Source organism: Parasphingomonas zepuensis (genome assembly GCF_036663735.1).
Taxonomy (GTDB): Bacteria; Pseudomonadota; Alphaproteobacteria; order Sphingomonadales; family Sphingomonadaceae; genus Sphingomonas.
Window position 1 is genome coordinate 965,999 of sequence record NZ_JAXOJO010000001.1, and the last position, 19,509, is coordinate 985,507.

A 19,509-nucleotide genomic window follows, 5' to 3' on the forward strand; every position below is an offset into this window, starting at 1 on the left:
TTGGCACTTCTAATGCCATATATAACCAGGGAGCGGGACGATGGAGGTCCTCAGGACGCCGGAAGAGCGATTCGCGGGATTGGCCGACTATCCGTTCGCGCCGCAGTACCGCATCGTCACCGATGCGGACGGCACCGAGCTGCGCATCCACTATCTCGACGAGGGCCCTGCCGACGCGCCGATCGTGCTGCTGCTGCACGGTGAGCCGAGCTGGTCCTATCTCTACCGCAAGTTCGTGCCCGCGCTGGTATCGAGCGGCTACCGGGTCATCGCACCGGACCTGATCGGCTTCGGCAAGTCCGACAAGCCGGCCGCGCGCAGCGACTATAGTTATGAGCGTCATGTCGCCTGGATGCGCGACTGGCTGACCGCGCTCGACCTGACCGGCATCACCCTGTTCTGCCAGGATTGGGGCGGCCTGATCGGCCTGAGGCTCGTCGCCGCCTTCCCCGATCGCTTCGCGCGGCTGGTGATCGCCAATACCGGCCTGCCGGTCGGCACCGGATCGTCCGCCGGGTTCGATGCCTGGCTCGCCCTCAGCCAGAACGTCCCGCTGTTCCCGGCGGGCGCGATCGTCAACGGCGGCACCGTCCGCAACCTGACCGAGGCAGAGATCGCCGCCTATGACGCGCCCTACCCGGACGAGCACTACAAGGAAGGCGCGCGGCAATTCCCGACGCTGGTGCCGGTCACGCCCGGCCATGCCTCGGTCGCCGAGAATCGCGCCGCGTGGCAGATCCTCGAGACGTTCGACAAGCCGGTGCTGACGGCCTTTGCCGACAAGGATCCGATCACCCGCGGCGGCGAGAAGGCGTTCATCGAGCGAATCCCCGGCGCACGCGGACAGCCGCATGTGATCGTCGAGAATGCCGGCCATTTCCTCCAGGAGGACCAGCCCGAGTTCCTGTGCCGGCTGATCGACGACTTCATCCGCACCGGGAGCGCGAACGCGTGACCCTGCATTACGACCTCTATTGGTCGTTCCGCTCGCCTTATTCCTATCTGGTGACGCCCCGGCTGGTCGCGCTCGAACGCGAGTACGACGTCGTGGCGAACATCCGCCCGGTCTATCCGATCGCAGTCCGCCAGCCGGATTTCTTCGCGAACAACGACCCGCTCTGGCTGACCTATTTCCTGCGCGACATCGGCCGCAGCGCCGCCTTTGTCGGCCTGCCGTTCCGCTGGGCCTCGCCCGACCCGGTGGTGATGGACATGGCGACGCGAACCTATCCGGCCGAGCAGCCCTATATCCACCGGCTCACGCATCTCGGCGTCGCCGCGGCGGAGCGCGGGCGCGGCCTCGCCTTTCTCGATGAAGTCAGCCGGCTGATCTGGGGCGGCGCGGTGACCGACTGGCATCTCGGCGACCATCTCGCCCGCGCGGCCGAACGTGCCGGGCTCGATCTGGCGAAACTCGACGCGGCGATCTCGGCCGATCCCGAACACCATGTCGCCATGGTGACTGCCAACCAGGACGCACAGCGTGTCGGCGGGCATTACGGCGTGCCGCTGATGGTATTCGAGGGGGAGCCCTTTTACGGACAGGATCGATTCGACCAGCTCGAATGGCGGATGAAACAGCGGGGGCTGGTGCGGCGCTGAGGCGCCGCAGGATTCATCCGCCTCCGTCATGCCGGACCGGTTCCGGCATCCATCGAACGACTCGCGCAGCACGGAGGGGATGCTTGGGCTGCGTGGTGATGGACCCCGGAACAAGGCCGGGGTGACGGCGAGGCTAAAGTCTGGCCCGGCGGCGGCGGCGCCACAGGACCCAGCCGACCGGCAGCGCGATCAGCCCCAGCAGCCAGGGCAGCGCGCGCAGGAGCTTCGGCCTGACGCTCCGGTTGAAGCCGTTGGCGTTGATCTGCCGTTCGGCGGTATAGCCGGCCGGCATCGGCAGCACCCCGTCCCGCGCGGCGAAGGCGGCATAATCGGCCTGCATCGTCGCAAAGAGCGCCGGCATGGTTCCCGCAAGATCCCGCGTTTCGCCGGGATCGTGCAGGATATCGTAGAGATGCCATGCGCCGGTGCCCGTCGGCGGAAGGTTCTTCACCAGCTTGTAATCCCCGCGGAATATCGCGGCATTGCCCGACAGTTCATAGCCGATGGGCCGGTCGTCCGGATGGACGCTGTCGGCCTGGCCGGTCAGCAGGGGCAGCAGGCTTTCGCCGGTCATCGGCTCGACCTGCCGGCCGCGATAGGAGTCGTCGGGCCCGGCCACCCCGGCGGCCGCGAGCAACGTCGGTGCGATATCGGTGACATAAGTGAAGCGGCTGGCGATCGTGCCCGCGCGGAACGCCGGGTTGCCGGGCCAGGCGACGATCAGCGGCACTCTGAGCCCGCCCTCGGCCGCGGAGAATTTATAGCCGCGCAGGGGCGCCGCGGCGGCGCTCGCCCAGCTCGGGCCGATCGCGGTGAAGGAGCCGGGCCGCCCCTGCGATGCGGGCTTCAGATCATAATGCAGCCGAGAGTTGAGCCGCCCGAGAAAGGTCGCCATCGGATCGGTCGGCTCGGCGCCATTGTCCGACAGGAAGACGAAGACCGTGTTCGCATAATCGCCGCTGGCCCTGAGGTGCGCGACCAGTCGGCCGATTTGCGCGTCGGCAGCCTCGGCCATGCCGCCATAGGCCGCCATGGCGCGCGCCTGGGCCGCCCGCCCGTCCGGCGGAAGCGCCTGCCAGTCCCGGGTGCTGCCCATCGTCACCATCGGGGTGCCGGCGGGCACGATGCCGAGCGCGGCGGCGCGATCCCGGCGCGCGGCGCGGATCGCGGTCCAGCCGCCGTCGTAAGCGGCGCGATAGCGCGCAATGTATGCGTCCGGCGCCTGGACCGGGATATGGTTGGCGAGGAAGTTGATCGACGCGAAAAAGGGTTTTCCCGCCGATCGGCCGCGCTCGATATAATCGATCATCTTGTCGACGACGAAGCGCGAGGAATAATAATCGTTCGGCAGCGTCGCTGGCTTGCCGTCCTCGGTCCAGTCGGCGGTTTCGTAGAGGCCCTCGATCGGCCGCTGCTCGAAATTGTCGGCCCCTGCATCGGCCAGCGAAAAGGCATGATCGTAACCGCGCGCAGTGGGCATGTTGCCGGGCATCCGGCCGAGATGCCATTTGCCGGTGAGATAGGTGCGATAGCCGTGGTCGCGGAACAGGCTGGCGAGGGTGATGACGCGATCGTTGAGCACCGTATCATAGCCCGGCTTGCCGACATGCTCGGGCGGTATCGTCTCCGGCATGTTGCCGAGCCCGGCCCGGTGATTGCTGACTCCGGTCTGCAGCATGGCCCGGGTCGGCGAGCAGGAGCCGGCGACGTGGAAGTTGGAGAAGCGCACCCCCGCCTTGGCCAGTCCATCGATATGCGGCGTGCGGATCTCCCCGCCGAAGCTGCCGACATCGCTGAACCCCCAATCGTCCGCCAGCAGGATGACGATATTGGGCCGTTTCCGCTCCGCTGCCGCCGCGCCCGAGGCAAGCGCGATCGAGCAGAGCAGGAAGGCGACGCGCTTCACCGGGCGAGCAGCCGTTGCAGGCCGATCTCCCGGCTTCCCGCCGGCAGATCCAGCATCATGCCGTCCTCCCCCATGGTGATCGGACCGCCGTAGAAGCGATGCGCGTCGCCGAGAAAGGCGGGATAGGCGAAGCGCATCGGCATCGGCGGAACGATGTGGTTGAGCAGGAGATAGCGCACGCCAGCCGCCTTTGCGGCCTGCGCCGCCTGCTCTGGCGTCGAATGATAATCGACGATGTCGCGCGTGACCTGCGCCATGTTCGCCTGGCCCTTCGCCTCCAGGCCCTTGGTCAGCAGCGCGACCAGCTTCGGCTGGAGCGCCTCGTGCACCAATATGTCAGCGCCCCCCGCGGCGGCGACCAGGCTCGGCGCCGGCGCGGTATCTCCGCTCAGCACAATCGAGCGGCCCTTGTAATCGAAACGGTAACCGACCGCCGGTTCGACAGGCCGGTGATTCACGCGGAATGCAGTGATCTTCAGCCCGCCATCATCGACCAGCACGGCGCCGTCGCCCCGGCCCGCCGGCGGCAAGGCGAAGGGCAGGGCCGTGCCGCCCGCGCCCGATGGCGGCAGGATCTTCGCCCCGTGATGCGCGATGCGATAGGCGGTATCGAGCGCATAGGCAGTGCGCAGGCCGGCGACGACGCCCTCGACCCCCGCCGGACCATGGATCGGCAACGGCGTCTGCCACGAGCCGCCCGACCAGCGCAGCAGCATCGTCTGCGCCAGCCCGTCGATATGGTCCGAATGGAAATGGGTGAGGAACACTGCCTCGATCCGGCCCGGCGGGATGCCCATCTGCACGATGTTCCCGGCACCGCCCTCACCCGCATCGACCACGAAGATGCGCTTGCCGGCGATCACCACGCTGCACGGACCGGCCCGCGTCGCATCGGGCAGCGGCGAGCCGGTGCCGCACAAGGCAATATGCAGGCCATCGGGCAGACCAGCGGTGATATCGCGCCCCACCCGCTCGGCCACCGCGCGTTCCAGCAGCAATGTGCCGATCGGGCGCTGGAACAGCTTAACGCCACCAAGCGCGAGCAGCAGGACGGCCGTTACGGCCAACATCCATTTCCACCGCTTGCCCACGCCTCGTCCCCCTGGCCCAGACCATGATGCGCCGGGATAGTGGCATTATCAATGTCGAAAAGTTGCAAAGCCCTAGCGAGCTGATACCATAGGGTAAAATGAGGGAGAGGCCGTGATGCGAGGGGCGATTCGCGCGGTGATTGCGCTGGTCGGGCTATTCAACCTTGCTCTCGGGCTGGGATTCCTGATCGATCCGGCGCGGCTGGGCGCGGCTTTCTTCCTCGCCCCCGCCGACGTCCAGGGGCTGGCCACGCTGCGCGCCGATTTTCCCGCATTCTTCATGACCGGCGGTGCGTTCGCGCTCATCGGCGCGTGGCGCGGCCGGGCCGAACCGCTGGCCGTGCCGCTGCTCCTGCTCACCATCGCGCTGTTCGGGCGGCTGGTCAGCCTTGCGGTCGATGGTCCATCGCCGGCGGCGTTCGGGCCGATGATCGCCGAAGCGACGATGATCGCCGTCCTTCTCGCTGGGCGCCGCATTTTGGCCGAACGCCAGTGAGGGCGTGATCATGAAGCGCTGGATGAAGATCCTGCTCGGAATCCTGGCGCTGATCGCCATCGGCGGGTTCCTGACCAAGGACTATGTCCTGCTTCACCTGCCGGGGTGGCTGGCGCCGCATGTCTATCCCAATCGCCCGGTCGCGTGGCAGCAGGGGCCGGGCAAGCCGCAGCTCCCGCTCGGCCGGCGACCGCCCAACGTCGTCCTGATCGTCGCTGACGACCTTGGGTATAACGATATCAGCTTCAACGGCGGCGGCGTCGCCGGAGGGCTGCTCAAGACGCCGCACATCGATGCGCTGGGCCGGCAAGGCGTCAGCTTCGCGGACGGCTATGCCGGCAACGCGACCTGTGCGCCGTCCCGCGCCGCGCTCATGACCGGACGCTATCCCACCCGCTTCGGATTCGAGTTCACGCCCGCGGACACGCGCTTTGCGCGCACCATCGCCGGCTTCCCGTCGGACTGGGAGCACCGCACGATCTTCGACGAGGTCGCCGCACGGAACGATCCGCCGCCGAACGAGAAAGGCGTACCGGCATCCGAGCTGACCATCGCCGAGCTGCTGCGCGGCAAGGGATATCACACGCTGCATCTGGGCAAATGGCATCTGGGCGGGGCGAAGGGCATGCGCCCCGAGGACCAGGGCTTCGACGAGAGCCTGGGCTTCATCATCGGCGGGCAGATGTTCCTGCCCGAGCAGGATCCGAACGTCGTCAACGCGAAGCAGGATTTCGATCCGATCGACAAATATCTCTGGGCGAACCTGCCGTTCAGCGTCCAGTATAACGGCAGCAAGCCGTTCCGGCCGGCGCGCTACATGACCGATTATCTGACCGACCAGGCGATCGCGTCGATCCGGGCCAATCGCAACCGGCCCTTCTTCCTGTATCTCGCCTATAATGCGCCGCACACACCGCTCCAGGCGCTGAAGGCGGATTACGACGCGCTGCCGCAGATCGCCGACCATCGCACCCGCGTCTACGCGGCGATGATCCGCGCGCTCGATCGCGGCGTCGGCCGGGTGACGGCCGAGCTGAAGGCGCAGGGGCTGGAGCAGGATACGCTGGTGATCTTCACCAGCGACAATGGCGGCGCCCATTATATCGGCCTGCCCGACATCAACCGACCCTATCGCGGCTGGAAGGCGACTTTCTTCGAAGGCGGGGTGAAAGTGCCGTTCTTCATGCGCTGGCCAGCGCGGATCGCGCCGGCGACGCGCATCGCCGGACCGGTCAGCCATTTCGATATCTTCGCGACCGCCGGCAAGGCGGCCGGGATCGCGATGCCGACCGAGCGCGCGGTCGATGGCGTCGACCTGTTGCCCTTCGTCGCCGGCACGCAAAGGGGCGCGCCGCACCACACCCTGTTCTGGCGCGACGGGGCCTATCGCGTCGTGCGCGACGGCGACTGGAAGTTGCAAATGCTCGACCTGCCGCACCAGTCCCTGTTGTTCGATATGCGCGCCGATCCGACCGAGCGGCACGACGTCGCCGCGCAGCAGCCGGAGATCGTTGCCCGGTTGAGGGCATTGCTGGCAGAACATGATAAACAGAGCGTCAAGCCTGCCTGGCCCTCGCTCATCCGGTCGCCGATCGCTATCGACCGGCCGCTGGGGACCGGGCCCAAAGCAGGCGAAACCTATATTTATTGGGCAAATTGATGGCTGAAGAGCAGGCACGCTCCGCCGACGGACGCAGGAGACGATCGGAATCGAGCCGCGACAAGATCGTCGCGGCGATGATCGCGCTGGTCGGCGAAGGGAAGGTCGCGCCGAGCGCCGAGCAGGTCGCTATCCGCGCCGAAGTCGGGCTGCGCAGCGTGTTCCGGCACTTCAAGGACATGGAGAGCCTGTTCGCCGAGATGACCGCCCGGCTGGCGCGCCAGTATGAGATGTGGCTGGTGCCGTATGAATCGACCGACTGGCGCGGCCAGCTGGGCGAGACGATCGAACGGCGGACGCGCACCTATGACAGGCTGATGCCGTTCAAGCGCGCGGCCGATGCCCATCGCCACGCATCGGCATCGATCCAGGCCGAATATGTCCGCTCGCTGACCTATATGCGGGCCCGGCTGAAATCGATCCTGCCCGCGGCGATCACCGACGATGTGCTGACGTTCGAGGCGATCGACCTGCTGCTGAGCTTCGAGACGTGGCAGCGCCTGCGGATGGAGCAGGGTCTTTCCACCGAGCTGGCCGAGGCAGTGCTGCGGGCCCTGGTTGATCGGCTGGTCGAACCCGGCCAGTAATGGTCGCGTGACCGCCGACGATCCCCTCCACGCCGCAGGCGCCGACGCGGCCGGGCAGATTCCCGACGATATCCGCCATCCGCCCTGGCTGATGATCGGAGCCGGCGCGGTCGCCGCCGCGGTGCTGGTGCTGGGCCTGATCGGCACGCTGATCGATCGCGGGCTGCAATTCGATTTCGACAGCAACATCCTGCTCGCGATGCGCCACGGCACGGCGCACGGCGCCGCCATCGGCCCGGTCTGGCTGAAACAGGCGATGGTCGACATCACCGCGATGGGCGGCGAGACGGTGCTGGTGATCGTGGTGACGATCACCGCCGGGTTCCTCGCGGCGAAACGCCATTGGCTGACCATGGCGCTGGTGCTGGGCGGCACGATCAGCGGGTCGATCGCGGTTGCCATCGCCAAGGGGCTGATCGGCCGCGCCCGCCCCGCCCTGACCGATCATCTCGTCCAGGTGACTTCGGCAAGCTTCCCGAGCGGCCATGCCGCGAACAGCGCGATCATCTATCTCACCATCGCCTTTCTGATCGTCCAGATCGTGGAGGAGCGGCGCGCGCGAATCTATATCCTTGCCACCGCCGCGGTGCTGGTGACGGCGATCGGTTTCAGCCGGGTCTATCTCGGCGTGCACTGGCCAAGCGACGTGCTGGCCGGATGGAGCTTCGGCACGCTTTGGGCGCTCGCCTGGTGGGCGCTCGGCGCCTGGGCGCGGCTGCGGCGCGCGGGCGTGTCGATCCTGCATCCCGGCGCATAGGGCGCTCCCACGACGCGCGCCGATCCGGCGTGGGACACAGCGTGGGATAAAGCGTGGGCATAAGGCGACAAAGCGCCTTGATACTTTATAACATCCTATCTATTGCGCTGCACAACGCCCCTGTTGGAGTATGCCATGACGCTGAAGATCGCCCTGCTCGCCGGTTCCGCCCTGATGATCGCCGGGCCGGCCTTTGCGCAGGACGCGCCTTCACCAACGGCTTCCGACAGCGCGAGCCCGGGTGGGCAGGAGCGCGAGGTGATCGTCACCGCTCCGTTCCGGCAGAGCGAGACCGACGTCCTCTCCGGCACGTCGGTGGTGAGCGGCGAGGAACTGACGCGGGACCTTAAGCCGACGATCGGCGAAACCCTGGCCAAGCAGCCCGGCGTCTCGGCGACGTCGTTCGGGCCGAGCGCGTCGCGCCCCGTCCTGCGCGGCTTCCAGGGCGAACGCGTGCGGGTGCTCACCGACGGCATCGGCTCGATCGACGTCTCCAACACGTCGGTCGATCATGCGGTGATCATCGATCCGCTGCTGGCCGAACGGATCGAAGTATTGCGCGGTCCCTCCGCCCTGCTGTTTGGGTCGTCCGCCGTCGGCGGCGTGGTCAATGTGATCGACACGCGTATTCCCCGCGCGATCCCGGCCAAGGGCTATCGGCTCGACGGCATTGCCACCTACGGCTCGGCGGCGAACGAGCGGTCCGGCGGGCTCGCCGGCGACGTGGCGGTCGGCGAGCATCTCGTGCTCCATGCCGATGGCTCCTGGTCGAAGAGCGACGACCTGCGCATCGGCGGCTACGCCCTGACCCCGGAACGCCGGCGCGAAGCGCTGGCCACCAGCCTGTTGCCCGCGCCGGCGCCGGTGCCGGGCGAGGACCCGATCGACTATGCCGCCAATGCGGCGATCCGCGGCAAGCTGCCCAACACCGCCGCCGAGACCTGGACGGCCGGCGTCGGCGCCTCGATCATCACCGACACCGGCAATCTCGGCGTGTCGTACAGCCATTATGACAGCCTGTACGGCGTGCCCGTCCGCTACGCGACCTTGCCCGACCAGGGCCAGGAAGCGCCGCGGCTGGACATCGTCCAGAACCGCGTCGACCTGCGCGGCGAGGTGCAGACCGGCGGCGGCTTCCTCGACCGGATCCGCATCCGCGCCGGCCATGCGACCTATCGCCATTTCGAGCTCGAGCCGGACGGTGCTGTCGGCACTGCCTTCTACAATAACGGCACCGAGGCACGGCTCGAGCTGGTCCAGGCCAAGCGCGGCGGCTGGCAGGGCGCATCGGGCGTGCAATATTTCAACCGCGTGTTCGACGTGGTCGGCGACGAAGCCTTCCTGCCCAAGAACGAGACCAACCAGACCGGCCTGTTCACGCTGCAACAGCTCGATCTCGGCAAGTTCAAGGCGGAAGCCGGGCTGCGCTACGAATTCACTGACGTGGCTGCGCGCACGCCGCTGGGCGACGAACGCTTCTTTGCCGGGCAACGGCATTTCGAGGCGCTGTCGGGCTCGCTCGGCGCCTCCTATGGCCTCAGCGACGCCGTTCGCATCGGCCTGAACCTGTCGCACACCGAGCGGGCGCCGTCGGCCGAGGAGCTGTTCGCCAACGGCGCGCATGCCGGCACTCAGGCCTATGAACTGGGCAGCCCCGACTTCAGGCTCGAGAAGAGCTGGGGCCTGGAAGGCACGCTCCACGCGCATGGCGAGGGTTACAGCTTCGACGCCTCGGCCTATTACAACCGCTTCTCCAACTACATCTCCGAGAACCAGGTCGCGCAATCGGTATGCGAGGCGGCCGCCGCGCCGAGCGGCCGCGACGTCGAATTCCCGTGCTTCCAGATGACTCAGGCGGACGCGACCTATTACGGCGTCGAGGCCGAAGCATCGATCCTGCTGGCGCGGATCGGCGGCTACAAGATCAACGTCGATGCGCTGGGCGATTATGTGCACGCCTCGATCGTCGATGCTGGGCCAGTGCCGCGCATCCCGCCGATGCGCGTGCTCGGCGGCATCGAGGCGCAGGGCGACCGGCTGAACGGGCGGATCGAGGTTGAACACGTGTTCGATCAGGATCGGATCGCCGCGTTCGAAACGCCGACCGATGGCTATACGATGGTCAATGCCTCGATCGGGCTCAAGCCGTTCGGGGAAGCCAACAAGACCACGCTGACGATCACCGCCAACAACATCTTCGATGTCGACGCGCGGCGCTCTGCAAGCTTCCTGAAGGATTTCGCGCCGCTTGCGGGACGCGACATCCGGGCGACCTTGCGCTTCAGCCTGTAGGGTGGAGCGCCTTTCACGGTATCGGCACGGTTGAAGAGGTTTCGCGCCGCTCGCGGGCCGCGCCATCCGGGCGCCCTTGCGCTTGGTTTCAAGTCGCTGATCCACCACCTCCGTTCGCCCTGAGCTTGTCGAAGGGCTGTACTTTCTTCCTCGGAAGGAAAGAGCAGGGCTTCGACAAGCTCAGCCCGAACGGGAGGGGTGTTTCGAACTAAGCCGGTCCTGCGCTGGATTAGAAAGCCAGCAAACTCATACTCGTTCTTAGTCCCGATGGGCAGCGCGGCGCAGGCGATCGTTGATCGCGGCGCCTAGGCCGGTCGCCGGGATCGGGGCCACCGCGATGCCGGTGCCAGCCGATGCATCGGCCCGGTGGAGCGCCGAGAACAGCGCGGCGGCGGCTTCGGCCAGGTCGCCGGCGGCCGACAGGGTATCGTCCCCCGCCACGGCGCCGAACCCGATCAGCCATTCGCCGGGTGCAGCAGTCGCAGCATTGATCCGCAGCGGCTTGCGCGGCGCATAGTGGCTCTCGAGCTGCCCCGGCGCGGTGATGCACGGCGTGCCGGGCGCCGCATCGGCGCTCCCGCCCGCCCCGGGCAGGAGAGCCGCGATCTCCTCGGCAGTGATCGGGCCGGGGCGCAGGATGCGATAGCCGGCACCCGTCATCACGATGGTGGATTCGAGGCCCGCCTCAGTCGCCCCGTCATCGACGATCAGCGGGATGCGCCCGCCCAAGCTGGCCAGGACATGCTCCGCGCGCGTCGGGCTGATCGCGCCGCTGGCATTGGCGGACGGGGCGGCGAGCGGCACGCCTGTCGCCGCGAGCAGGGCGCGCATCGCGCGGTGCGCGGGCACGCGGATCGCGATGGTATCGAGCCCCGCCGTCACGAGTGACGCGATCCCCGCATCGGGCCGCAGCGGCAGCACCAGAGTCAGCGGCCCGGGCCAGAAGGTATCCGCCAGCCCGCCGGCCGCTTCGTCGAACTCCGCGATCCGCTCAGCCGCCGCGCGATCGAGCACATGGACGATCAGCGGGTTGAAGCTCGGCCTGCCCTTGGCGGCATAGATGCCCGCGACCGCGCGCGAATCGGTGGCGTCGGCGGCGAGGCCATAGACCGTCTCGGTCGGGATCGCGACCGGGCCGCCCGCGGCGATCACCGCCGCGGCATCGGCGATCGCGGCCTCGCCGTAGGGTAAGGTGCGGGTAGGGGCTGGCGGGTTTGGCGGGCTCATCGCGCGGGGCTATAGCGCGGGTGACCGAAGGAAGAGAAATATCATGAGCTTCACTGCCCCCACCGCCGACCAGCGCTTCGTCCTGGAGCATATCGTCGGCATCGGCACGCTTGCCGATTCCGCACGCTTCGCCGCCGCGACAGACGATGTGGTCGAGGCAGTGCTTGACGGGATCGGCGATTTCGCGGCGGGCGAATGGGCGCCGCTGCAGCGCGCCGGCGACACGGTCGGCGCGAAATGGACGCCCGACGGCGTGGTGATGCCCGAAGGGTTCGGCAAGGCGTATCGCGACTATGTCGAGGGCGGCTGGGGCACGATCGGCGTGCCGGAGGCCTGGGGCGGCCAGGGCCTGCCCTTCGCGATCCAGACGGCGGTGCTCGACACGCTCGGCGCGGCCAATATGGGGCTGGCGCTTGCCCCGACGCTCACGGTGGGCGCGATCGAGGCACTGATCCATCACGGCAGCCAGGCGCAGCAGGCACTATATCTGCCGAAGCTCGCCACCGGCGAATGGACCGGCACGATGAACCTGACCGAGTCCCAGGCCGGATCGGATGTCGGCGCGCTGCGCACGCAGGCGAAGCCCCGCGGCGACGGGACCTGGAGCATCAAGGGCACCAAGATCTTCATTTCGTTCGGCGACCACGACATGGCGCCCAACATCGCCCATCTCGTGCTGGCGCGCACCCCCGATGCGCCGCCCGGGACCAAGGGCATCTCGCTGTTCCTCGTGCCGAAATACCGGCTCGATGCGGAGGGCAATCCGGGCGAGCTCAACGACGTCCGCGTCGTTTCGATCGAGCACAAGATGGGGCTGCACGCATCCCCGACCTGCGTACTGAGCTTCGGCGACCATGACGACTGCATCGGCGAGCTGATCGGCGCTGAGCTGGGCGGCATCCGCGCGATGTTCACGATGATGAACAATGCCCGGCTGAATGTCGGCCTGCAGGGCGCTCAGGTCGCCGAGGCAGCGACTCAGGCGGCGGTGGCCTATGCGCGCGACCGCATCCAGTCGGCCCGTGCCGGATCGCCGAGCCGCGAGAGCGTGGCGATCATCGAGCATCCCGATGTCCGCCGCATGCTGCTGCGGATGAAGGCGCAGACTCAGGCGGCGCGCGCTCTGGTCTATTATGCCGCGGGCCATGTCGATCGCGCCGCGATCGGCGAGGCAGGCGCGCAGGACCGGCTCGAGATCCTCACCCCGCTGGCCAAGGCGCATGGCACGGATATCGGCTGCGAGGTCACGTCGGTCGGCATCCAGGTGCATGGCGGCATGGGCTATATCGAGGAGACGGGCGCCGCGCAGTTCTTCCGCGATGCCCGGATCACGCCGATCTATGAGGGCACCAACGGCATCCAGGCGGCCGATCTGGTCGGGCGCAAGCTGACCGGCGACGGCGGCGCCGAACTCGCACGCCTGATTGCTGACATGCGCGCAGAGGCACAGGACAAGGGACTGAACGACCTGATCGACGCTTGCGAACAGGTTGGCCGTCACCTGCTGCAAGCCGATGTCACGGATCGCCTCGCTTCCAGCTATCCATTCCTTACAATGATGGCAGTAGCCGTGTGCGGTTGGCTGATGGAGCGACAGGGGCGAATCGCCAGTGGCCCTGATGTAGGTCCGGACTCGCCATTCCTCGCGATCAAGCGGGCGGCGGCACAATTCTATGTCGAACAAATCGTGCCGGAAGCGATCGGGCTGCGCACGGCGGCACTATCGAGTTCGGACGTTCTCTATTCGATATCGGCGGAGACGTTCGCTGCCTGATGAAGCATTTCGCACGCTTCCTTGTGCTCCCGCGAAGGCGGGAGCCCAGACTGGGTCCCCGCCTTCGCGGGGACACAAATATTCTGCCCGAAATAGATTTTCACCGACACATCCCGGGGGCGTGACGAGGGGGTTTACGCCTCTTCGCGCTCCAGCAGTTCGGCGGTGTCGAGGCCGAGCAGGGTGATGTGGGCGCGGATGCGGGGCCAGCTTTCGCGGATGAAATGATCGCGCTCGGCCGAGCGGAGCTTTTCCGCGGCGCCCGGCAGGACGAACATGCCGACGCCGCGCCGGACCTCGACATAGCCGTCGTCCTGGAAGCTCTGATAGGCCTTGGCCACCGTCAGCGGATTGGCGCCGTGTTCGGCCGCGAGCGCGCGGACCGAGGGAAGCTGATCGCCGGCGCGAAACTCACCGCGCAGGATTGCGGCCGAGATGATGCCGCGCAGCTTGATGTAGACGGGGCTGTCTTCGCTGTTCAGTGCTGTCATGCTGGTCTAATACACCAATTCCCCAGCCAGTCCAATACTATGTCCAATATCGGACGATTTTGTCCGATTCCGGACGCGGTCGTTCCTCGAGCGGGCGAGACGGCGTGCCAATGAACACGAATCCCGCGATTTTCTCCGGCGCGGCGCCGAAGGCATCGCGCACCGACTCGCTGTACGCCGGCCATCCGGTGAGCCATCCGCCGGCAAAACCGGACGCATGCAAGGCGTGGAGCAGGTTCATGCAGGCCGCGCCGGCCGACAGCTCCTGCTCCCATAGCGGGATATGGCTTTCGACCTTGGGAGCCGACAGGACGACGACCAAAGTGGGCGCCTGGCGGGCGAACTGGTCGAGCGCCTCGATCTCGAGCCGCGCGGCCTGGGGACGCTCGGCGCGATAGGCACTGGTGATCAGTTCGCTCAGCGCGGCACGGCGATCGGCCGGCACCACGACGAAGCGCCACGGCGCGAGCTTGCCGTGATCGGGCGTGCGCGCCGCGATCTCCAGCAGGGTGGCGAGCTGCGCATCGTCGGGGCCGGGCGCGACGAGGTCGCGCGGCTTGCCCGAACGGCGGGTGGCGAGGAGGGCGAGCGGGCTGCTGGTGTCGTTGAACATGCCCGCCATCTAGGGGTTGGTGCGGATATTTACACCCCGGCGCATGCCGCTACTGTCCCGGGCATCAGCACCGCCGCGATCGACGGCGGGAAGTCTTTCAGGGAGCACCAAAAATGGTGGACACACCAACCGCGGACAGCCCGCGCGAACCCGATATCAGCCATGTAAACCCAGCCAGCGACGCCGTCTGGTTCGGCCATCCGCCCCAGCTCAAGCGGCTGTTCACCACCGAGATGTGGGAACGCTTCGGCTATTACGGCATGCGGGCGATCCTCACCCTCTATCTCGCCAACCATTTCCTCTTCAACGATCAGACGTCGACCGGCCTCTATGGCGGGTTCACCGCGCTCGTCTATCTGACGCCGCTGATCGGCGGCCTGATCGCCGACCAGTATCTCGGCTCGAAACGCACCGTGAAATTCGGCGCGATCATGATGTCGATCGGATACCTGACTTTGTGCTTCGGCGGCAGCGGCGCGACGCCGTTCGCGACGATCGACGGCCAGCGCTATGAAGTGGTGGTCGAGGGCAAGGGCGATGCCGGCCGGCAATATCTGATCGATCACGATCAGAAGCTGCAGATCCGCGGCAATGACGACAAGAGCGTATCGCTGCTCGGGCCGGACGGCGCCGAAGTGCGCAAGATCGCGCCGGACGGCTTCAAATCCGACGGCGAGCGCTCGCCCGGCTTCGTCCTCATCCTGCTGCTCGGCCTGTCGCTCGTCACCGTCGGCAACGGCTTCTTCAAGCCGAACATCTCGACCATGGTCGGCGAGCTTTACGCCAGCGGCGACCGACGACGCGATGCGGGATTCACGATGTTCTACATGGGCATCAACCTCGGCTCGCTGATCTCGCAATTCTTCTGTCCGATCCTTGCCGAGGGCGTCGGCTGGTGGGCGGGCTTCGGCCTCGCCGCGATCGGCATGGGCTGTTCCTGGTTGCTGTTCCAGTTCGATGGCGGCCGGCTCGACGGCTATGGCGAGCGCCCGGCCGATGCCCGGGCCGATCGCGACTGGTGGATCTATGGCGGCGCGCTGATCACCGTGCCGCTGGTCATCTTCCTGTTCTGGAACCTGATGAACTATGTCGCGCCGCCCGAAGGATCGGGCGTGGTCGGCTATGTGCTGAACCTGCCGATCATGGGCAAGGCACTGTTCGGTACCTTCCTGATCGGCGTGCCGGCGATCCTCGCCTGGTCCTTCGTCAAGGGCAGCAAGGCCGAGTTCCAGATGATGATGGCGGCGATGGTGCTGATCATCTTCAACGTGGTGTTCTGGACCCTGTTCGAGCAGGCCGGATCCTCGCTGACGCTGTTCGCCGCGCGCAACACCGTGCTCGAGATCGGCTGGACCGCGCCGCTCTTCGCGATGTTCCAGGCGACGCCCTTCACCTATTACCTGTTCTTCGCGCTGGTGATCGGCGGGGTGGCGTGGCTCGCCTTCTGGTTCTTCGCCTCGGGCGAATTGCCGGAGACTCGCCGGATCATGGCGATCGGTTTCGCCGTCGTGGCGGCGCTGGGGCTGATCGGCATGCATGTCGCGCGCACGCACGGCTTCGGCAGCGAGCGGGTCTATGTCATGCCGGCCGGGCAGACGCAGATCTTCAACGCGCTGTTCATCGTCATCTTCGCGCCGATCTTCAGCGTGCTGTGGAATGCGCTCGCGCGGCGCGGGCTCGAGCCGTCGATCCCGGTCAAGTTCGCCCTCGCGCTGATGGGTGTGGGCGCGGGCTTCCTGTTCCTCGTCTGGGGCACGCAGTTCGTCGGCGGCGATTTCAAGGTCGGCATGGCCTGGCTCGCCGGCCTGTACCTGATCCACTCGATCGCCGAGCTTTGCATCTCGCCCGTCGGCCTGTCGATGATCACCAAATTGTCGATCGCGCGCATCGTGGGCATGATGATGGGCGTCTGGTTCCTGTCGATCTCGGTCGCGCAATATGTCGCGGGCGCAGTGGCGCAGGTGGCCAGCGTCGAGACGGTGGGCGGGCAGGTGACCAATCTGAAGGTCAGCCTGACGATCTATACCGAAGTGTTCACGATCATCGCCTACATCGCCATCGGCCTCGGCCTGCTCCTGCTGCTGCTGTCCTGGCCGCTGAAGAAGTGGATGCACGGCGTAACCTGACGGCTGCCCTTTTCCTCCCTCGCGTTGCGAGGGAGGAGATCGGCCTCGATTCAACACATCGTGCGATTGCCGCACGCCGGAGCCGGACAGGATGCACGCGCGCCCTGTCCGGCTCTTTGACATGACCGAAAAATGTTGGACGGTTTTTCTGCTGGAGCAGCGGTAAGAACAGCGCGGTTTTCGTCGGACAACCGGCGATTTTCCGCTGTTATGCGATAACAGGGAAAGCGCTGGTCAAATCGTTGAAAACGGGCCCGGATTCCGGGCGCGAAATCCAACATAACAGCGGAAGAAAAATTTCAGCCGCGAATCGTCGGAAATGTTGGACTCAGGCGGCCTTGCGCAGTTCCAGCCGGCTCCAGATTTCGACCAGCGCCTGGGTAAGCTCGCGCATCATCGTCTCGTCATGCGCCGGGCCGGGCGTGAAGCGCAGCCGCTCGGTGCCGCGCGGCACCGTGGGATAATTGATCGGCTGAACGTACACGCCATATTCGGCGAGCAGGATATCGCTGATCTTCTTCGCCTTGACCGGATCGCCGACCATCAGCGGCACGATATGCGTGGTCGAGTTCATCACCGGCAGGCCGGCCTCCGCCATCATCGCCTTGAGCATCGACGCGGCGGCATGCTGGCCTTCGCGCTCGACGCGCGACGCCTTGAGGTGGCGGACGCTGGCGAGCGCACCGGCGACCAGCACCGGCGACAGGCTGGTGGTGAAGATGAAGCCCGGTGCGTAGGAGCGGATCACGTCGATGATCGTCTGATCGGCGGTGATATAGCCGCCCATCACGCCGAACGCCTTGCCGAGCGTGCCCTCGATGATGGTCAGCCGGTCGGCGACGCCGTCGCGCTCCGAAATGCCGCCGCCGCGCGCGCCGTACATGCCGACGGCATGGACTTCGTCGAGATAGGTCAGCGCGCTGTATTTGTCGGCGAGATCGCAGATCTCGGCGATCGGGGCGATGTCGCCCTCCATCGAATAGACGCTCTCGAAAGCGATCAGCTTCGGCGCGGCCGGATCGACCGCGGCCAGCAATTCCTCGAGATGCTCGAGATCATTGTGGCGGAAGACATATTTCTCGCAGCCCGAATTGCGGATGCCCGCGATCATCGAAGCGTGGTTCATCTCGTCCGAGAAGATGATGCAGCCCGGCAGGATCTTGGCGAGCGTCGCCAGCGTCGCTTCGTTCGAGACATAGCCGCTGGTGAACAGCAGCGCGCCTTCCTTGCCGTGGAGATCGGCGAGCTCACCCTCCAGATCGACATGATAATGGGTGTTGCCGCCGATATTGCGCGTGCCGCCTGAACCGGCGCCGACATCGTGCAGCGCCTCCTCCATTGCCGCGATCACGCTCGGATGCTGGCCCATGGCGAGATAGTCGTTGGAGCACCACACGGTGATCGGCTTCGGCCCGTTATGGCCGGCGAAACAGCGCGCGTTGGGAAACGCACCCTTGTTGCGCAAAATATCGATGAAGACACGATAACGGCCTTCGACATGCAGGCGGTCAATCGCCTGGGTGAAGATGCGCGAGTAATCTACCCCCCGCAGCGCCGTTCCATCCGCTTCCATGAGCGTCGCCCTAGCGCGCGGCGCGACGGATTTCCAGCATTTTGCACGATCTAAGTATTCATCCCAAGGTATAGGAAACCTACGACCGCCGGACTTCGCTCAAGGCCCCGGGCGGCGATCCATGCTATGCTGCGTCATCGCCGGCCGTTCGCCGCAAGCACGCTCGCGACCGGGGCCGCTGCGCCCCCGCTTGATGCACGGAGCTTCATGCCATGGCCGGGATCGTTCCAAGCGACGGAGAACAGGGATATTATGCCAGGCGCGCGGCGCAGGAGCGCGCGTTTGCGGGGCGAGCCGCGGACCGCTCGGCACGCCATGTACACGCCGAACTGGCGAGTCGCTACGCCGTGCTGGCCGGCGAGTCGGCCGGGACCATTGCCGCGACTATTTAAAGAGACTCGATCCGCGTCAGGCCGTAGGCGGCGAGCGTTGGCGCCAGCGCGCCATGGTCCGCCGTGCCGGTGAACACGGCGATGCCCTCCCCCGGCGTATCCGGCCAGGACTGGCCCTGGGTGAGGAACGCGACTCGGCGTGCGATCCCCTCGGAACCATCGACGAAGCGAACGGCATGCGGCGCGGCTGCCGACAGTTCGTCGACCACCAGCGGGAAATGCGTGCAGGCATTGACGATCACGTCGATGCGATCCCCGCCGGGCTGATCGAACAGGCCGGACAGGATCGCGGCGTAGCGTTCGCGCGGCGCATTCTCGCCGCGCAGCCTGGCCTCGGCGAGCTGGACCAGTTCGGCCGAGCCGTGGCGTATCACCAGGCAATCGCCGGCGAAGCGCGCGGCCAGATCGTCGACATAGGGCTGGCGGACCGTCGCGTCGGTGCCGAGCACGCCGATCGCCCGAGTCCGGCTCAGCGCCGCGGCCGGCTTGATCGCTGGTACGGTGCCCACGATCGGCAGGTCGAGCGCGGCGCGCACCGCGGCCAGCGCGATGGTGGATGCGGTGTTGCAGGCGATGACGATCAGCCGGGGACGATAGCGCTCGACGAGTCGCCCGAGCAAAGCCGGCACGCGCGCCGCGATCTCGGCCTCGGTCTTCGTGCCATAAGGGAAGCCCGCCGAATCGGCGACATAGACGAACGGCGCGGCCGGCAGCAGCGCACGCGTCGGCGCCAGCACGGAGAGCCCGCCCACCCCGGAATCGAAAAACAGGATCGGCCGCGCATCCGTCACCCCCGCGATGTAGCGCGGGCGCGGCATTTGACAACAAGGGACGAGATCGGTGCTAGATAGGGGCAAAGGGCCTTGAAGCCTGGGGGCCGGCGCCCCAACCTGTCACAGGGTGTTGGCGGCACTCCCGCTCT

The 19,509-nt window shown here is 66.7% G+C and carries 17 protein-coding genes; 10 read left to right on the forward strand and 7 right to left on the reverse strand.

Translation table 11 applies throughout. The features are described 5' to 3' along the window. Positions 1-40: 40 nt before the first annotated feature. Together U1769_RS04665 and U1769_RS04670 are read left to right on the forward strand one after the other, a co-directional pair. Complete coding sequence (locus U1769_RS04665; protein WP_332712610.1) at positions 41-955, forward strand: haloalkane dehalogenase; 915 nt, start codon at positions 41-43, stop codon at positions 953-955. Next, the gene (locus U1769_RS04670) at positions 952-1,602 is read left to right on the forward strand and encodes a 2-hydroxychromene-2-carboxylate isomerase (RefSeq protein WP_332712613.1); all 651 of its coding nucleotides are present in this window, start codon (positions 952-954) and stop codon (positions 1,600-1,602) included. Before U1769_RS04665 ends, U1769_RS04670 begins: the two co-directional genes overlap by 4 nt. Positions 1,603-1,735: 133 nt before the next feature. Here the strand turns inward: U1769_RS04670 and U1769_RS04675 are convergent, their stop codons facing one another. Together U1769_RS04675 and U1769_RS04680 are read right to left on the reverse strand one after the other, a co-directional pair. Further along, positions 1,736-3,508: an arylsulfatase gene (locus U1769_RS04675; RefSeq protein WP_332712616.1), complete on the reverse strand. Its 1,773-nt coding sequence runs from the start codon at positions 3,506-3,508 to the stop codon at positions 1,736-1,738. Beyond that, positions 3,505-4,578: an MBL fold metallo-hydrolase gene (locus tag U1769_RS04680; RefSeq protein ID WP_332712619.1), complete on the reverse strand. Its 1,074-nt coding sequence runs from the start codon at positions 4,576-4,578 to the stop codon at positions 3,505-3,507. The genes U1769_RS04675 and U1769_RS04680 overlap by 4 nt, the downstream gene beginning before the upstream one ends. A gap of 136 nt (positions 4,579-4,714) precedes the next feature. Between U1769_RS04680 and U1769_RS04685 the strand changes: the two genes are divergently transcribed. The 5 genes from U1769_RS04685 to U1769_RS04705 all read left to right on the forward strand — a co-directional run bounded on the left by U1769_RS04685 (position 4,715) and on the right by U1769_RS04705 (position 10,391). Further along, complete coding sequence (locus tag U1769_RS04685; protein ID WP_332712622.1) at positions 4,715-5,095, forward strand: DUF4345 family protein; 381 nt, start codon at positions 4,715-4,717, stop codon at positions 5,093-5,095. Positions 5,096-5,105: 10 nt separating this feature from the next. Then, the gene (locus U1769_RS04690; protein ID WP_332712625.1) at positions 5,106-6,755 is read left to right on the forward strand and encodes a sulfatase-like hydrolase/transferase; all 1,650 of its coding nucleotides are present in this window, start codon (positions 5,106-5,108) and stop codon (positions 6,753-6,755) included. Further along, the gene (locus tag U1769_RS04695) at positions 6,755-7,342 is read left to right on the forward strand and encodes a TetR/AcrR family transcriptional regulator (RefSeq protein ID WP_332712627.1); all 588 of its coding nucleotides are present in this window, start codon (positions 6,755-6,757) and stop codon (positions 7,340-7,342) included. The genes U1769_RS04690 and U1769_RS04695 overlap by 1 nt, the downstream gene beginning before the upstream one ends. A 7-nt stretch (positions 7,343-7,349) precedes the next feature. Continuing rightward, the gene (locus U1769_RS04700) at positions 7,350-8,099 is read left to right on the forward strand and encodes a phosphatase PAP2 family protein (RefSeq protein WP_332712630.1); all 750 of its coding nucleotides are present in this window, start codon (positions 7,350-7,352) and stop codon (positions 8,097-8,099) included. A gap of 135 nt (positions 8,100-8,234) precedes the next feature. Beyond that, a complete protein-coding gene (locus U1769_RS04705; protein ID WP_332712633.1) occupies positions 8,235-10,391 on the forward strand; it encodes a TonB-dependent receptor in 2,157 nt (718 codons plus the stop codon). Positions 10,392-10,649: 258 nt separating this feature from the next. Here the strand turns inward: U1769_RS04705 and U1769_RS04710 are convergent, their stop codons facing one another. Continuing rightward, positions 10,650-11,618, reverse strand: coding sequence for an L-threonylcarbamoyladenylate synthase (locus tag U1769_RS04710; protein WP_332712636.1), 969 nt, complete (start codon positions 11,616-11,618; stop codon positions 10,650-10,652). 43 nt (positions 11,619-11,661) lie between these two features. Here U1769_RS04710 and U1769_RS04715 point away from each other — a divergent pair, with 43 nt between their 5' ends. Continuing rightward, a complete protein-coding gene (locus U1769_RS04715; RefSeq protein WP_332712638.1) occupies positions 11,662-13,392 on the forward strand; it encodes an acyl-CoA dehydrogenase family protein in 1,731 nt (576 codons plus the stop codon). Between the two features lie 134 nt (positions 13,393-13,526). Here the strand turns inward: U1769_RS04715 and U1769_RS04720 are convergent, their stop codons facing one another. Both U1769_RS04720 and U1769_RS04725 read right to left on the reverse strand, forming a co-directional pair. Then, positions 13,527-13,883: a GntR family transcriptional regulator gene (locus tag U1769_RS04720; RefSeq protein ID WP_332712641.1), complete on the reverse strand. Its 357-nt coding sequence runs from the start codon at positions 13,881-13,883 to the stop codon at positions 13,527-13,529. 37 nt (positions 13,884-13,920) lie between these two features. Further along, positions 13,921-14,496, reverse strand: a complete 576-nt coding sequence (locus U1769_RS04725; protein ID WP_332712644.1) for a nitroreductase family protein — start codon at positions 14,494-14,496, stop codon at positions 13,921-13,923. Between the two features lie 113 nt (positions 14,497-14,609). Here U1769_RS04725 and U1769_RS04730 point away from each other — a divergent pair, with 113 nt between their 5' ends. Then, on the forward strand, positions 14,610-16,622 hold the full coding sequence (locus tag U1769_RS04730) for a peptide MFS transporter (protein WP_332712647.1): 2,013 nt from the start codon (positions 14,610-14,612) through the stop codon (positions 16,620-16,622). A 328-nt stretch (positions 16,623-16,950) separates the two neighbouring features. Here the strand turns inward: U1769_RS04730 and hemA are convergent, their stop codons facing one another. Continuing rightward, positions 16,951-18,195 carry a 5-aminolevulinate synthase gene (gene hemA / locus U1769_RS04735; protein WP_332712650.1) on the reverse strand — a complete coding sequence of 415 codons (1,245 nt, stop codon included), beginning with the start codon at positions 18,193-18,195 and terminating at the stop codon, positions 16,951-16,953. Between the two features lie 212 nt (positions 18,196-18,407). Between hemA and U1769_RS04740 the strand changes: the two genes are divergently transcribed. Further along, a complete protein-coding gene (locus U1769_RS04740; protein ID WP_332712653.1) occupies positions 18,408-18,587 on the forward strand; it encodes a hypothetical protein in 180 nt (59 codons plus the stop codon). Here the strand turns inward: U1769_RS04740 and murI are convergent. Next, positions 18,584-19,405, reverse strand: a complete 822-nt coding sequence (gene murI, locus U1769_RS04745) for a glutamate racemase (RefSeq protein ID WP_332712656.1) — start codon at positions 19,403-19,405, stop codon at positions 18,584-18,586. The genes U1769_RS04740 and murI overlap by 4 nt on opposite strands. Positions 19,406-19,509: the final 104 nt, after the last annotated feature.